The organism is Sporosarcina sp. A2 (assembly GCF_050858885.1).
GTDB lineage: Bacteria > Bacillota > Bacilli > Bacillales_A > Planococcaceae > Sporosarcina.
This window is the reverse complement of the sequence record NZ_CP193898.1, coordinates 151,310-168,285: the sequence shown is the minus strand read 5'-3', so window position 1 is coordinate 168,285 and position 16,976 is coordinate 151,310. Positions and strand designations below refer to the sequence as shown.

Sequence of the window (16,976 nt, the reverse complement as noted above, 5' to 3'; positions counted from 1 at the left end):
AAAGCCCATAACCTGAATCGGTTATAGACTGTTAACGTTCCCTTTTCGCAAGAATTGACGAATGAGGACCGGCAAATATCCAATGTATAGTAAATATACTGGAGTTAATGGTGCACGATATCGTTGACCACCTATCAATAAGCCGAGTGCCGTCAACGAAGTGAAGCCTATCATATAAACGAGCATTGATACATGAAGCACCCTACGCTTCCTGTCAAAAATAATCGCAGCAAGTAATCCAACAGCACTTACAACCATCGAAAGTAAATCAAGCTTATCAAGCGGCTGGAAGAATAGGGCCATCTTGCCCAAGACATTCTTCAATGTTGTCATTGGATGACTTACCATGTAATCCACTGCTCGCTCTTTTAAAATAACACTTCGTTCAGGTAGAGATTTCTCACTAAGTGTATAGAAATAAGGCTCTACAAACTCCTCCTGAATCGTAGTTGCAAAGAAGCCCACTTTAGTTTCAGGGTTATTCGCGATATACAAATTCTGTCCGCTATAGTTTTCCAACGAAACAAATTCTCCATGCAAGTGCTTGTTGTATGTCCCATTCAAGAAGAGCAGAATGAGTGGAACTACACCAAAAAGAACAATCAGGAGTTTCTTTTTGTCTTTCCATCCGAAATACATAATGAGCAACCCAAGCAATACAAACATAAACACAAGATGCGGTCGGAAGAGTAAAGTAAAACTGATGAATACAATTAAATACCCCGCATTTTTAAAACTCCCATCCGAATCGATCCATTTTTTTAACAAAATCACGGAAATCAGAACCAATGTGATGAAAATGGTTTCCGTCAGTAGAAACTGAGGACCATTACGTATTAGAACCGTTTGCACCGCATACGCCAGTCCTACAAGTAACGCTGACCAGTTGCTTTTGAAAAAGTTTTTTGCAATCATCGCAATCAATACTGCATTACATGCATAAAGAATGTATTGAAACACAAAGAATGAAGTTTCAGACTTAAATAAAAATGCAAAAATAGCTAAAAACACTGCAAAAAAGGGTGGAACAATGATCTCTTCCACACGTACTTGGTTAATTAGACCATTACCTTCCAACAAATTCTCCGCCATGTTATAATACAGTTGCCCGTCTGGCGTTATGTTCATAAATGGCACACCTATCGCAAGCAAATAGGCAAAGAGTGCTGCCAATGCTGCTACAAATATCGTGCCATACATTAAAGCTGACTTCCAGTTCATACAAAACACCTCTTTAGCGGCAAAATTCAAGTAAGGAGACCCTCCATGACTTCACCTGTTCTCATAATTATTCCAGCTTACAATGAAGAAGCAACTATTTTACATACAGTGCAGACAATCGAGACCTACACTCCTTATGATTATATAGTAATCAATGATGGTTCAACAGACCGGACGTTAAGTATTTTGAAAGAACATCAAAAACCACACATTTCGCTCCCTGTAAATCTCGGAATCGGCGGTGCAATGCAAACGGGCTATCAATACGCCCATCGTCAAGGATACGAATACGCCATGCAGCTTGACGCAGATGGTCAGCACAACCCTGCTGATATTGAGCATTTACTACAGAGCATCCAGAAAAGCGAGTATGATATGGTCATCGGATCCCGATTTCTCGAGAAGACTTCTTACAAGGGGTCTATTATAAGAAGAGCGGGAATCCTATACTTTTACTACCTCCTCAAGTGGATCGCAAAAATTGAGGTATACGATCCTACATCCGGCTATCGGATTGTGAACAAACAAGTCATCGCCTTATTTGCGAAAGACTATCCTGTAGACTATCCGGAAGTCGAAGTATTAGTGACACTTTCCCGTAAAAAGTTCCGTATTAAAGAAATTAAAACAGAAATGAAAGATCGCCAAGGTGGCGAATCCAGCATTACACATGCAAAAGGATTGTACTATATGATAAAAGTGACATTCTTTTCGGTGATCCGATCATTTCTATAAGAAGGAGTTGCCTACATGTCCGCAACGATTCAACTAATTACATTCCTAGCTGCATTTCTCTTCTTTCTACAAGTGATCTATCTCACTTCTAAGAATAAGCTACATGACAAGTACGCATTTTTATGGATTGTGTTTGCGCTAGTTGGTATTGCTGCTTCGTTTTGTTTGCCATTGTTGAACAGAGTCGCAAAACAAATCGGAATAACATACATGCCCTCACTCGTATTCATGGCCGCGTTTCTTGTTGTCCTAATCCTCTTGACGTATCAGACTGTTGTCATCTCAAAACACGAAAAACTCATTAAACAATTGGTTCAAGAAATCGCTTTTTTAGATCAACGTACAGAAAAATCCGAAATGAGAAATGAAAAATGACGATAAATCATATCCTTCTAATCGCTTTGAACACAACGATCCTTGTAATAGGACAGTTCCTATGGAAAATCGGAATGACGAAAAAAGAAGCCGACTTCTCATCTGTCTTCGGCATTTTAAAGCTCTTATTTTCTCCTTATATCTTTTCCGGCCTCGTGATGTACGGCTTTGCAACAATTCTCTGGTTGTTCATCCTATCAAAAGTCCAACTTAGTGTTGCCTATCCCCTGCAGTCATTCGCGTATCTCTTTACATTGGTAGGCGCTTACTTTGTATTCGGTGAACCGATCACCCTGTGGAAAGTAGTGGGTGTGTTATGTATTATGTTAGGTGTATCAATCATCGGGATTTCTGAAGCCCATTTGTAAAAGATCATTTCAACTCGACACATAAAGAAGTACTTCCGATTGTTTAGCGAACTAATCCCCAAATGGTAGCCACTTTAAAAGTGATCCATTTGGGGATTTTTTAAATTCAAGCCAAAGTGTTCTGTGGATTCTACAAAACTTCTAAAAGGATTTTCCAACAAACAAATAACATGCAGTCTTTTCATCACTGATGGCTTGTCAACACTAAATCGGACAATTTTTATAAGGTCCCTAATCGATACTCAATAGGCGTTAAATAATCAAGCGTTCCGTGGATCCGAACCCGATTGAACCAATTTACATAATCCTGTAGTTCACGTTCTAACTGGCTGATAGAAGAAAAGGTCATTTGCTTAATGAACTCTATTTTGACCACATTGAACATGGATTCTGCTACCGCATTGTCGTACGGGCATCCTTTCATGCTCAGTGATCTTCCGATGCCAAAAGCTTCTAAAGCTTCGTCAATTAGTTGATTTTTAAATTCACTTCCACGGTCTGTATGGAACAACTGGATGCGATCCAAGCTGCGTTCAATGCTAGACAAGGCTTTGTATACAAGCTTAGCTGTCTTTTCGGGCCCAGCGCTGTAGCCGATGATTTCTCGATTAAAAAGATCGACAAATAAGCATACATAATTCCATCTTCCATTGACTCTTACGTATGTTAAGTCACTGACAACCACAGCTAGTTCTTCTTGGCCGTTAAAGTTTCTCGCCAGAACATTCTTTACAGGTTCCTCATTCACTTTTGATTTAAACGGTTTATATTGAGCGACAGTGTAGTTGGATACGAGCCCCGTTTGCTTCATGACGCGACCAATAAGCCGTCTAGAAACCGCACGGTTTATCTTCTCTAATTCTTTTTTGATTTTTCGTGTTCCATAATTGTTTCGACTCTGTTTGAAAATTTTCTTGATATCTTTTTGCAGGGTTCTATACTCCGGTTGTCTAACGGAAGTGTAATAGAACGTGCTTCTTGCGATCCCTAGGACGTCGCACATTGCTGATACCGAGTATTTGTGACGGTTATTTTGAATCACATCTACTTTCGTCCCATGATCAGCGCGGCTTGCTTTAAAATATCATTCTCCATTAGGAGACGTTGATTCTCTTTACGTAATTTGATTAATTCATTCTCTTCATCCGTACGCTGGTCTTTCTCTTGAAAAGATCCAGTCGCTTTGTGACGCCTCACCCAATTATCGAAAGTAGTGGAGGTTAGATCGTACTCACGAAGAATATCTGTACGCGGCTTACCGTTTTCATGTAGTTGTACAATTTGGTTTTTAAATTCCTTGGTATAGGTCCGTCGTGCTCTTTTTTCAGTCATGTAGATTCTCCTCATCTCTTTGGTTGTATTCTACAAGACCCTAACTTTATTGTCCAAGTAAGTGTAACCTATCCACTGAAAACACGATGAAGAAACGCGTCAGTTGGGTATTAGCAAAACTGGATTTGTACAATATCACACAAGCTACGCTCTATGCAAATGTAATTGGACTTGTACAATATACTTATGGAGTGCTAGTTTGATGGGGATTGGATAGTAGATGGATTGATTAGCCGGAGGAGAAATGATTTTATATAGCTAGTACATTTAGAGAAGTAATTACCGCTTTATCTTTCATTATAAACTAAAAAATATTCGAACCTTCTGAGTACTATTTGTAGAGTTTCATAAATTTAATTTCCTATCTTTAACTGTTGAAATATGCATATTTATTTAACCATCAAAACACTTTAACCCCCTCCTAACAAATAATGGTTAGGTGGGGGTTAAGCTTATTTCAGCAAATATGTTGTATTAGTAGTACATTTGTATTTCAAGATATATTAACATTATTGATTCTTGAACTCGAAAGTATAGACACCTGTGTAATTTTGGCCATCCACCACTGCCTTTAATTCAACCGTAATAGTTTTAGTGCTCAACTGACCCAATTTAGTGACACCTGGAAACTGATCATTAATATAATCAGTTAGATCAGACTTAATCTCAGACGGATCTAAAGAGAGCACACCTTGGTTATTTCTTATTGTATAAGTTTTTCCTCCAAGATTGAAACTACGGATTTCACTGATTGAAATTAAAGAACCGATTAATCCAGTACTACTTAAATCTCTCAAGATAGCATCTGAATCCTTTATAGTTACCACGGAGTGATTATTGGTTCCAATAGTACCGATAGTTGCTAAATCTTTTATTTTCTTATTAACTTCTACCACTTCTGTATTAATAGTTCTATTAAATTTATCTTTCGCACTAGTAGTTGGCGGTGTTACAACTGGTGGAGTTACAACTGGCGGAGTCGGCTTAACATCTTCGTTCTTTTCCCCGTCCACTTTTTCAATGTTATCTTTCACAGTATCGTAGTTTTTGATAACATCTTTAGCTTCAGTTCCGCTAGGTAGCTTCATGTCGCCGACTTTTGTAGATGTGCCAAGTGATACGACTGCTCCTTTTACTTTGATGACTAAGTTATCAACTTTACCTGTCGTTTCAATAGCCACTGGAGCAGCTGTTTCTAATGTGATGTTACCGATTGCTGCATCACCAGTTAATGTAAGCTCATCAGGTGTGTGTACTGATACGCTTGCTACAGGGGCATCTAACGTTACGTTGTCTGCACCTTTAAAGATATCAACAGATGGGATCGTAACCGTCTTATCACCAATCAAGTTAATATTAGAAAGGACATTCAACTTAGTGATCTTACTAGTTCCACGGAATTCGATTGTAACTGGAGATTTCTTCTCCACTTGAACCACTTTGAAATCAACGTTGTTGAACGAAATTGCTGAATCAGCAACAACTTTTGCTGTTGAAACCGCAGAATCGCCAATCATTACCGTTCCGTTGACTGTGAAGTTACCAATCGACAAGTGAGTACCTGATATTGTCAGGTGACCAGTTAGCGTAGAGCCTTCACCGTCAAAAACAAGTGGTGATGCAGCTGTACCTGAAGCTTTAAGTTCAAGTGACGTGACTGCGATGACTTTTCCGTCTTTAACTTGTAACGTGACTTCTGCGCCTTTTAAAGCTGGTGCGTTCTTTTCATTCAAGATCGCCTTTACAGAATCGGAAATTAGGTACTTCCCTTCACCGATTACTACTTCACTACCTTTGACCGATGTTACTTTACCTGTAATCTCAACTCCATCTTTCGCCTTATCTCCGCGATATAGGAAAATCGCCATTTGAGCGCGATCGACGAATTCGTAAGGACCGAATTTCGTGCTCGTTAATCCACGTGTAATGTCATAGTCTATCAAAGCCTGTACGTATTGTGCGTAAGGAAGTTTTTTGTTTACATCCACGAACTTATCGTTGACTAGTTCTTTCTCTTCGAATCCGAATGCTTTACCAATAATTATAGCCATCTGACCGCGAGTCAATTTGTCATTCACTCCGTACTTGTCGTTCCCGTAACCTTGAATGACCTTTTCTTGGTTTAATGCTGCAATGTACTTGTAGAAAGGATGACTCTTAGGTACATCCGTGAACTTAGGGTCAACAACCTTAGATGTATCTAAGTTCATAATCCCTGCAATAAACTTAGCAGCTTGACCACGAGTTACATCTTCAGCTGGACGGAATGTTGAATCCGTATATCCGCTGATCACGCCACGTTGTGTTAAATTCATAATTGCTTCATACGAAGCCATACTCTTTGAAACATCTTTGAAAGTTACCGCCTCTGCTGCTTGTGCAGTAGGAGCCATTGCTACGATAGAACCTGTTAACATTGCGCTCGCTACAGTCATTTTAAAAAGCTTGTCTGACATTCTCAAAATTGAATCCCCCCAAATATTATGTTAATTATTTCTACTTCAAATCTTACCACGATTAGGTACATATTCATAGTTAAGTTTACACATAATTTACAAGTTTGTTTATTAATTATGTAAATTACTTAGTATTTCTGGACATTTTAATTTGAAGATTAGAATCATATCGATGTTTGATGCTCTGTTGTATAGTGCAAAATGAAAGTACATAGTTTTGCAACCCAACTCGGCGTTGCAACTTTACTTGGAGAGGTGGGCTTGATAGCCTTCGCAGGCAAAGCCAGCCCTTAATATAGCTGGCTTCATGGCTTGGTACTCATGCCCACAGAGGCTCCATGTAAAGTTGCAACATTGTGTAGTTGCAATTGCAAACTTATGTATACCGGTTTTGCAAAATACATCTGTCAACGAACTCTATAAAGTTGTTGAAAAATAATAGAAAGTACTTTGACAGACTATACGGTCAAAGTACTTTCTAATTAGTGATAAACATTTAACATCAACGACGGAAGGATCAAAAATCCCTTTGTTCGTTTATCGTAAAAAGCATACATGTCCGTCAACTTAAGATCAGTTAATATACGGAGATGCAATGAAACCTGAGTACTTCTTACCATTCGTATCAATTTTAACTGGATACCATATAAACTGGTTCTTCGAATTTACATCGTCATCGTAAACAGGTCCTCCAATAATCGTTAACTCGTCAGTTATAGTTGGCTTCATTATTAATGTTCCGCTTTTACCCGGTTGAGAACGTAATCCCGCACCGAAATAAGTAATACGGTCACCAACTTTTAAAATTTCCTTAGATGACGTTGCCGCTTCCGAAAGATTGAAAGTCTTCTTAACAAACTCAATGTTTTTATTGGAAGTCGGATCATAATTAAAATCGTCTATCGTCATTTCAATCGAATGAATTTTCGTTTTTAAGAATCCATTTTCCCCAAGCTCTTGATACACTTTTTCTTGATAAGCAGTCGGATTTCTCTCACCTGTTGCTTTGACTAATGGGCTATTCTTAGGTTTTGTTCCATTGTAGCCCATAAGCGCGAAATACCAATGTTCTAATTTCGTTGGGTCATGATTCACGAACTTTGGCAAATCAGTTCGTGTAAAGTTCGTTGCTAAGAATTCCACGCCTACTTTAATGTTGTACAGTAGGTCATACTTTAGTCGTTCGACATCATACCCTGTAGTATTGGTGATTTGCATAAGTCCAATGCCCCCATCACCGCTAACAACCGGTTCTCCGTCTTCAGTGAAATGTTTCCAATCATTTTTTTCTACAGATACTAACGCTTTTAATAGTTCCGGCGGAATTTTAGCATCGGATTCACGAGCAGCTTTCGTTAGCAAACAGTTCATAGTTTGACGATCTGGATTCACACGGCTTGCTGGGTCATATCCACATGCATATACAGTCAATCGAAACTCATCATTTAATCCTCGTGCTAAAAATGCTGAGAATTGAGCACGCGTTACCGGCTCCCCAGGTTTAAATTCACCATCTGAATAACCATTTGTTATTCCAAATGCAAGTACTTTCCGGATATCCGAATAACTAGTCGAGCTAATGGCTACGTCCGTAAATGTACTGGCTTCTTCATACTCAAGCTTAAAGGCACGTGCTAAGAAGCTCGCCATCTGTCCACGTGTTACCACTTCACTTGGGCGAAATGTTTTGTCCGAATAACCGTTTATAATACCCTCTTTAATTGCCGATTGAATCGCACCCGATGCTGCAATTGAACGATTTACATCCGTGAAATCAGTGTCTCTCTTTTCAATATTTAAATCGAGAGCTCTCGCAATCATTAAAGCTGCATCTCCACGTGTTACGTGTTTGTTCGGTTTAAAGAGATTATTATCGTATCCCTTAATAATATTTTTATTCACTAAGTATGATATGTAATCAGAGGACTGAGTATCAGCCGGTACATCTGAAAACCCCTTCGCTTTAACTGAGCTGATACTTCCTGTGAAAATTAAAACAATAGATAAAAATAACATAATTACTTTTTTCAATTCTATCTCCCCCTGCTAGTAGTTTACTATATGGAGTAAGTTTTACAAGGATAATTTTGTATTTTATTGTGATTAATTAGTTTTAAACCAGGGAGACACTACTTACCGGTCCTTCTTTCATTTCATTGATCGACATGGCTATGCTATCTCTGAGAGAGCAACTAGATGAATAATGTCCATAGGCTAGCTGAACTTACATACTGAAGAACAAATACTACTTCCTAACAGAACAGTCGTAATTAGATTGTGCACCGGCACACAACACTCATATGTCATACGATGATTGTGGCTACAGTGATTGAATAGTAGTTAGTGGGAATAACAGCCTTCATGGTTCTCTAGGTTGAACGACATTCGCATATTAATGTCCATGGTGACAGTTGTTAGTCGCTGGGTCTATTAACCACATCTACAAACAGAACAGCAAAGTAGTCCCAACCGAACTTACCTAAAAAATGCTTTCATACAGAAAAAGCCACTCAACCGATTTCTCGATTGAATGACTTCTTTCTTTCAACCTAATCACTAACAATTAGAACTATTGTCAGACTAGTGTCTGAATTGTGTGGTGCACAGGCAGGCGATTTTGAGGCTTATAGGTTATTTCTTCAAGATTATTATATCTGGTTAAAGAAATAGTTATTACGTTTGGGAAGAAGAAAAGCCCTCTAACCGATTGCTCGATTAGAGGGCTTAATCCTAATTCCTTGTAATATATCAACAAATTTAGAATTTGTGACAAATACTATCAGGAATTCGAAACTTCTTACTTAGTGAACGTGTAAATCATTTTAACATTATCCAAGTTCTTACTAGAAGTTACACCTGTTTGTTGTTTTGCTTGGAATGTTACTGTATATTCACCAGGAGCAAGTTCAGCAAGTGGTGTCATTTCTACGTCTACTTTTCGAGCAGTATTAGCTTTGAAACCAGTAGTTCTAGTCATACCTGTTGCTGTTGTCTTACCAGTTTGGCGTACACCGTAGAAGACAGCGTTGGAATCACCAGTTTTAAGTTTTGTAGCAAAGTTAGTTTCGCCTACTACGTTAGTACCATTCCAATCTTCAAATTGACGACCAGAACTAGTTCCCTTAAGGCTATCTCTGTTTCCAGCATCAGAAACTAATGCGAAATCTTGGAATACATCGTTGAATACTAAGTTTGCTCCATCAGCATTCTTAACAGTAATCTCAAAGAATGTACCATCATTGAAATAGCTATAACGATCTGGCTTTTCAACTAGTTTTGTTCCGATTCCGTTAGAAGATCCCCAATGGAAGCTTGCTGAGTACACGCCCTCAGCAGAAGTAAGACCCGTCAACTCATTTACAATAACATTCGCAGGACCATTTGTAGGTACTGTAACATTTGTGTTTGTAGACTTTTTAACTTCACCATTACCTATAACAGTTACTGCAGCTGATCCAGTTACATCAGCAATTGTTCCTGCGTTATTAACAGTAGTATCACCATTAACTTCTAATGTTGTGATATTTGTTCCTGCAGCAACGTTTACTGAACTAGCTTTTGTTACTACTACATTAGATAAAGCTGAGCTTCCTCCCAATGTAACAAAACCATTTGAGTTAACAGTTAACGTGCTTACTGCTCCTTCGTTCAAGAAACGAGCATCTGTATCTGTAATTACAGCGTTTGTAATTGTACCATTGTTTGTATAAGTAGCAGATGCTACGTTGATAAGATTTAAAGTTGTTATAGTTACATTTGAACCTTGAACAAAGCTACCGTTTGGTGTATTCACGTTTACAGTAGCAACAGTTGCAGGACTAGCAGAAGTAATTTTGCTTGTTCCTACCTGATTATAAGCAAAGTTCAATGTTCCTCCAATGTTGTTACCAGCTAGATCAAATTCAACTGGACGAGTAACATTAAACGTTCCAGATGCAATTGATCCAGTCAAAGTAATTTTAGAAACACTCGGATTCGCCAATGCTGCTGTTAATTCAGAAGCATCATTTACATTAGCATTTACTACACTGCTATTCCCTTCTTATACCACACGTATGTAGCTTTCGATTAGGGCCTACACCGGACAAGCGACTTTCATCGCATACGGCGTGCCATCAACGATATGTATTCTATTCCCTGTAAAGTAAATTGAAATTATATACCACTATTTATTTACGACAATATGCCTATATAGAGGTTAAATAGAGAGACCAATCATAGTTAAATGACTGGTCTCTCTATTCTTTTAATTGTTCAGGGAATAAAGCTTTGAATATCATCACTGACTAGGTTCCTTCGCTCCTGTTGGTTTTCTCCTCCTCATAAGTTACCCTACAAGTACAAACGGCCAACTATCCTCACTACTATGAACCTGCTGCCATCTTCATGAGATCACGGGTACTGACTTACCTAACTCACAAAGAATTCAAACGTTCCGTTACGTCTATCCCTTGTTTTGACAACCTTAGATCTCCACTATCCAGAATGAGAAAAAACGGTTTAACAGTCAATTACACTGTTCTCCATTCCATCATTTCAAATGGAAGGATGAATGTCGAACCCCTAGCCTAGCTTCGCGACACTCACTACCTCATCCTGCCTACATGGATTCGTCTACCTGACCATAGTTGTCTTTTAAGGAGCCCCGCCTCGGCACTACCGAGTACGACTTTACCTGACTTAATCCCTTCTGCGTACTTACTCAGCGCATCATTGGACCCAGGAGGATTAGGCACTTATATAAAGACTGTTTAATAAGATTCGGAGTTACACCGAATAATTAGACGGTAACAGTTAGAATAGAAGTCCACGATTTTGCATGTAAAACAGGATCATGGACTCTATACCACTAATTTCACTAGTAAACTAGCTTATATAGTAACGTTTCGTTTATTTTTATTAAGGAGTAACAGTTACTTTCACGTCTTTCATTGCGTTTCCAACTTTAACTTTGTACGTTACTTTAGCTTCAGTAATACCTGGCTTCAAAGTTACTGTAGCAGAGTTTGTACCGTTATTTGCAATAGTTACATCAGCAACTTTTTCTGGAACAATTGTTACTACTGGTGCTGCAGTAGCTGCAGTAACAACTTTTTCGTTTTCATACTGATCAGTTGTAGCAAAGTTAACTACAGCTCCACCATTCTTCAAATCAGCAATTGTTGAACCTGATGCAATTGTAGCTTCTGTAATTGCTTTAGCACCTGTGTGGTTCATAGCTACTGCTGAAGTTGTGAAGAAGAAGTCTTGAGCTTTAGCTGCATCCGGAGATACTGTGAACTTCTGTTCAAGTACTTTACCTGTTGCATTGATAGTTACTTTAACAGTGTATTCTGTATCAACTTTTGTTCCTGCAGGCTCTTCATTTAAATCTGATTTCGGTACAATAATTTCTCCACCAGTTACAGAAGCTGCACCATTACCACCAGAAATAGTTGCAGTGTAATCATTTGATGCACCTTGCACTAATGCAACTTTTCCACCGTTTAGTAATCCATTTACTGTAAGAGCTTTGTTACCTGAAGCTGTAGTTGCATCTTGTACCATACCAAGAGGTGCAATTTCATAGCCATCATACTCAGTTCCATCAGTTACACGTACTGTAGATTCAGCTGTACTTGCAGCAATTTCAGATGTTCCATTTGCATCAGCAAGAACAAACTGTAATGTTTCTGATCCATTAGCGCTTCCAGCAGTAACTTGAACTCCACTACCTGTCTTAATTGTGTTTGTAGTAGTTGTACCTGGAAGTGTAACTACAGTTGCAGCAGTATCTGCTTTTTTAACAAGGATACCTTTACCAGTCGTTAGGTAAGCGTCTACATCTGTTTTTGTCATTTCGCGACCATATTGGTCTTCTAGAACTACATCAGCAGATGTAAGTGTCTTGCTTTTACCTGCAGCTAGTGCTAGGTTGTTTTTAAGTCCACGTACAGTAGTAGCTTTAGCTTCTTCTTTAACTGTAAGTGTTAATGTAGATACTTTATTTGTAGCTGATTGAGCTAAAATTGAGTATACACCTTTTGTTTGAACTTCAGATTTAGGCACTACAACGAAGAGCTCGCCATCTTTAGTTACAAATTGAGAATTAAGGTTAAGAGTAACACCTTTTGTAGGATTGTTAAGGATTTTAGCGTCTGTAATTGCTTTTCCTTCTTTATCCATTACTGATACTGGAATCAAAACATCTTCTTTAGCCACTGCAAGTGCAGGTGCAGAAAGATTAACTACATCAGCTCTAGTTGTTTCAGCAACAACAATGTTGAACGCTGAGCTCTTACCAGATGTTTTAGAAATTAATGTTACTTGGCTTTCTCCAGCTTTAGAGATTGCGTCAAGTTTTACTGCCAATTGTTTTTTACCGTCGATTGTTAGTGATGTAAGTGTCACTGCAGGTGCAGTACCTTCCAATCCAACAACAGTCGGGTTAGATTCAGCAACAATTAAGTCAGTTGCCTTAGAAGCATCAGTTACAGCATTTCCATACTGATCTTTAAGATCAACTAGAAGATAATGACCTTCTGCAACTTTAGAATCTTCGTTCAACGCTTTTCCGTCTTTGTTATAAAGACCTTTAATAGCTACGTCAGAAACTGAAGCTTCTGCAGATAACGTTAATACTTTTGTATCTGATTTAGCGCTATCAACATGGATAAGTGTAACTGCAATTTTATCTCCAACTTTTTTACCAGTCATATTACTAATTGTAACTACACCGTTAGATGCCGAAACGTTTGTAGTATCGTTAGTTGATAGTGAAGTTGTTTTTGTAATATCTTCACCATATTGGTTTTTCACTTGGTATCCTACTGTTGCTGTAGTTGGAGTAGTGTTATCGTCTACAACTGCAATGTCAGAAAGAATTTCTACAGATTGCACCATTTCGTCTTGTACTGTAACTGAAGCAGAAATCTTCTGATCAGAAAGTCCAGTAACGTTTACAGTGTACTCACCTTTTGTAAGCTTTGTAGAAAGCTCAAGTGTTGCAGACTTACCGTCAGCAGCCCATGTAGCTTTAGAAACGTTTTGCTTGATGTTTGACTTAACAACTTCAAGGTTCGCTTTTGAAGTATCTACAGCTGAGTTGAATGTAACTGTAAGAGTTTTAGCGTTAGTCGCCTTTACTGATTCAATCGCTACCACACCTGGCTCTATAGGTGTTGGTGGGTTTGTCTCTGCGCGGAAAACGAACAATGCAAACTCACCACGAGTAAGGTTGTTTGTTGGTGAGAATGTTGTTTCTGAAGTTCCAAGTGTAATTCCAGCTTCTTTCAATGCTGAAACGTAGTCAATCCAGTTTGCGTTCACATCTTTGAAGTCTGCTTTAGAAGTAGATGTTAATGTGTAAGCATTCGCTAGCATTTTCGCCATTTCTTGACGAGTGATGTAAGCTGCTGGGTCGAATTTCGTTGAAGTTTTACCAGAAGCAATTTTAGCTTCAACGATAGCGTTTACTGCACCTTCAACACGTGTGTTTAAATCTTGGAAACCAGCATCTTTTGCATTTGCTGTATCAAGTTTTAATGCATTAGCGATCATTACCGCTGCATCTCCACGTGAGATATTAGAAGTAGTACCGAAAGTAGTATCAGATGTACCCTTTGCAATACCATTGTCGATTAGATAGTTAACTGCCTCTGTGTAAGTTTTGCTAACGTCTTTGAAGCTATCGACTGGAGCTGCTGAAGCAACTGGTACTACCGCAGATGCCACCAATGTTGCTGTTGCAGCTGTTGCTACGAATTTTTTGTAAGCGTTTGGTTGTTTCGCCATTTGTAGAATTCCTCCTTGAATGTGTGTAAATTAGTCACAATGCCTTGAGTAGCAATAGACGTAGTTTAAATTCTATCGCAGTTTCACAAATTCTTCAAACGGTAGATAGAGTACGAGACTCCATTTCTCGGTCTAGTAATCTGTGGGGCGGTATTTAAACTCATATCTATTATATCAAACTATCAGCGGAATACAACTTAATGTTACAAAAACTTAATGTTGAACATATAAAAAAACCGCACACTGTGTTACCAGGTGTACGGCTTCCTTAATTTCACTGGGATATCATTGGTTTTTTGCGTCTCCTAAAATGTGAACATCAAATCCAGCTTCTTCCCATTTCAATCGATCAATACACTTTTTCGTATCGAAGATTACTCGTGAGGATACTTTGTCCGCCACTTTTCTCGGATCTAATTTTTTGAATTCATCATGATTCGTTAAGATTACAATAACAGAAGCATCCGTCATCGCGTCATCGATAGATTGCACTTGTTCCTTTATATTGTTTTCATGAATATGAGGATCATATGCGGTTACAGAAAGGTCATACTCTTTCATTTCATTCACCACATCAACCGATGGGCTTTCGCGCATGTCATCGATATTTCCTTTGAACGCTAATCCAAGAACGGCTACTTTCGTATTCTTTGCAGCCGTTTGTTGTAATATATCCTTCGTTGTCTTCGCAGTAAACGCTGGCATTCCGTCGTTTGTCTGGCGTGCTAAGTGAATAATTTTCGCGAGATCCGGTTTAAGTTCTACTAAGAACCAAGGATCTACTGCGATACAGTGACCACCAACACCAGGACCCGGCTGATGAATATTTACTCGTGGATGGAAGTTTGCGAGACGAATCGCTTCCCAAACGTCCACTCCAATTTCTCCAGAAATCTTTGCTAGTTCGTTTGCGAGGGCAATATTGACGTCGCGATACGTATTCTCCATTACCTTAACTAACTCAGCCGTTGTGTCGTCTGTTTCATGCATTTGTCCTTTTACAAATGAACGATACAAGTCTGACGTCATTTGAGCAGATTGTTCATTCACACCACCAATGATCCGGTCATTTGAAATGAGTTCTTCAAATACACGGCCCGGTATTACTCGTTCTGGTGAATGGGAGACATAAAGTTCTGTACCAATTTCAAGTCCTGCTGCTTTCAGTTTCGGAATGACAACGTCCTGGACTGTACGGGGAGGGACCGTTGATTCAAGTATGACAAGATTGCCTTTTTCTAAATACGGCACAATCGATTCACTAGCACTCTCGATATACTTCATGTCTGCAGTCTTGTCCATTTTAATCGGTGAAGGAACCGCTAGAATATACACGTCTGCTTTTTCTGGAGTGGTAGATACGGTCATCATACCAGAGTCGATTGCATCGTTTAACCGCTCTTGTAATCCACTCTCTTCTATATGTAACTTCTTATTCCGTATACCTTCTACTGCTTTTTCATTCACATCTACACCGTGGACCTGATGCCCGTGGTTCGCAAACATGACAGAGGTCGGGAGTCCGATATATCCAAGACCCACAACACAGATTGACTTTTTCATGATGGTTACTCCTCTTTTCTATTCGATTCGTTCGATTTGTCTGCTACTAAGACTTTTATTAAAAAGCGTGGTAAATTCAGTTGACGCTTGATGCGTTTCGGATCACTGCATAGGCGGTAGAACCATTCCGTACCTGTTTTGCGGAATAACGAGGGTGCTCGTTTTACATTCCCTGAGAATACATCAAGGCTTCCACCGACTCCTTGGAATACTAAGACATTTTCCAGTCTATCCATGTTGCGACGTATCCATAATTCTTGTTTAGGACTTCCTAGTGCTACGAATAAAAGCTTAGCTCCGCTTTCCTGTATTCGTTGTACGAGTGCTTCCTCATCTTGTTCATACCCGTCTGTCAGTCCTGCAATCTCAATTCCAGGATTTTGTTGGACGATATTGGCTGCTGCTTGTCCGATGACTTCTTTTTTAGCACCGTAGAGATAAATCGGGTAATTTTCTTCTGATGCAAACTTTAGCAAGCGCGCCATCATGTCGACTCCTGTGACGCGGGATGTGATGGTTCCTTTTTTTAACTTGGAGGCAAGTAGGATTCCTACGCCGTCTGCGATTTGGAACGTTGCTTCATTTATAAGGTCCCGAACTTGCGGATCTTTTTGGGCGGTCATGACTTTTTCAGGGTTGACCGCAATAATTGTCGATTGTTCGTGACGCGACATACGCGATCGGATTTCTTCAATGATGCCTTCATATGTCAAAGGGGAGACGGTTACCCCTAGATACGATTCTTTCATGCGGATAGTCCCTCGTTTCATTCACTTTCAATTGTATAAGTATATCAGAAACGACAACGGCTTGCACAGCCTGTTCACATAGTGCTAAAATTAGCCCGATAGTGCGCAGACTAAGATATGATTTTTCAGGTTACTTTCTATTATAATGTGAATCCACTGAAACGGTTTGCATCTGCTTACCGTTCGCTTTCCTAGGGGTTTGACTTCAGCCGCTTCCCTCGCTGCGCTCAGTCCAGGGTCTTCAGCCTTCGCTATTCCCTCAGGAGTCGAACGGACGCTGCCACAAACCTAAGTGAAAGAGGTAACGTCCTATACTTTAGAGTTTCTGTTGATCGTAGCGGAAGACGGCGACTCCTGCGGAATCAGCGAAGATCGAAGACCCCGCAGGGAGCGTAGCGAACGAG

At 39.3% G+C, this 16,976-nt stretch carries 11 protein-coding genes; 3 read left to right on the top strand and 8 right to left on the bottom strand.

The window, feature by feature from the left end; all coding sequences use genetic code 11:
• Positions 1-21 precede the first annotated feature (21 nt).
• Entirely contained in the window at positions 22-1,221 is a 1,200-nt protein-coding gene (locus ACRPI0_RS00785) for a hypothetical protein (RefSeq protein WP_432354158.1), read from the bottom strand.
• Positions 1,222-1,245: 24 nt separating this feature from the next.
• On the opposite strand from ACRPI0_RS00785, the gene ACRPI0_RS00780 reads away from it, so the two are divergent.
• From ACRPI0_RS00780 to ACRPI0_RS00770, 3 genes are read left to right on the top strand one after another with little or no spacing between them, the layout of a single operon-like run.
• A complete protein-coding gene (locus ACRPI0_RS00780) occupies positions 1,246-1,956 on the top strand; it encodes a glycosyltransferase family 2 protein (RefSeq protein ID WP_432355851.1) in 711 nt (236 codons plus the stop codon).
• A 15-nt stretch (positions 1,957-1,971) separates the two neighbouring features.
• Positions 1,972-2,331: a DUF2304 domain-containing protein gene (locus ACRPI0_RS00775; protein ID WP_432354157.1), complete on the top strand. Its 360-nt coding sequence runs from the start codon at positions 1,972-1,974 to the stop codon at positions 2,329-2,331.
• A complete protein-coding gene (locus tag ACRPI0_RS00770) occupies positions 2,328-2,699 on the top strand; it encodes an EamA family transporter (RefSeq protein ID WP_432354156.1) in 372 nt (123 codons plus the stop codon). The genes ACRPI0_RS00775 and ACRPI0_RS00770 overlap by 4 nt, the downstream gene beginning before the upstream one ends.
• A 220-nt stretch (positions 2,700-2,919) precedes the next feature.
• Here the strand turns inward: ACRPI0_RS00770 and ACRPI0_RS00765 are convergent.
• The 7 genes from ACRPI0_RS00765 to ACRPI0_RS00735 form a co-directional block, all read right to left on the bottom strand.
• A protein-coding gene (locus ACRPI0_RS00765) for an IS3 family transposase (protein WP_432354155.1) occupies positions 2,920-4,031 on the bottom strand; the annotation gives its coding sequence in 2 pieces (ribosomal slippage) (positions 2,920-3,779 and positions 3,779-4,031; 1,113 coding nt in all).
• Between the two features lie 509 nt (positions 4,032-4,540).
• Positions 4,541-6,487 (bottom strand): S-layer homology domain-containing protein, encoded by a 1,947-nt coding sequence (locus tag ACRPI0_RS00760; RefSeq protein ID WP_432355850.1) that lies wholly within the window; start codon positions 6,485-6,487, stop codon positions 4,541-4,543.
• A gap of 573 nt (positions 6,488-7,060) precedes the next feature.
• Positions 7,061-8,518: an S-layer homology domain-containing protein gene (locus tag ACRPI0_RS00755; RefSeq protein ID WP_432354154.1), complete on the bottom strand. Its 1,458-nt coding sequence runs from the start codon at positions 8,516-8,518 to the stop codon at positions 7,061-7,063.
• A 766-nt stretch (positions 8,519-9,284) separates the two neighbouring features.
• Positions 9,285-10,469, bottom strand: coding sequence for a hypothetical protein (locus ACRPI0_RS00750; RefSeq protein WP_432354153.1), 1,185 nt, complete (start codon positions 10,467-10,469; stop codon positions 9,285-9,287).
• 917 nt (positions 10,470-11,386) lie between these two features.
• A complete protein-coding gene (locus ACRPI0_RS00745) occupies positions 11,387-14,260 on the bottom strand; it encodes an S-layer homology domain-containing protein (protein WP_432354151.1) in 2,874 nt (957 codons plus the stop codon).
• A gap of 285 nt (positions 14,261-14,545) precedes the next feature.
• Positions 14,546-15,823 carry a nucleotide sugar dehydrogenase gene (locus tag ACRPI0_RS00740; RefSeq protein ID WP_432354150.1) on the bottom strand — a complete coding sequence of 426 codons (1,278 nt, stop codon included), beginning with the start codon at positions 15,821-15,823 and terminating at the stop codon, positions 14,546-14,548.
• A gap of 5 nt (positions 15,824-15,828) precedes the next feature.
• Complete coding sequence (locus ACRPI0_RS00735) at positions 15,829-16,572, bottom strand: WecB/TagA/CpsF family glycosyltransferase (RefSeq protein WP_432354149.1); 744 nt, start codon at positions 16,570-16,572, stop codon at positions 15,829-15,831.
• Between the last annotated feature and the right edge of the window lie 404 nt (positions 16,573-16,976).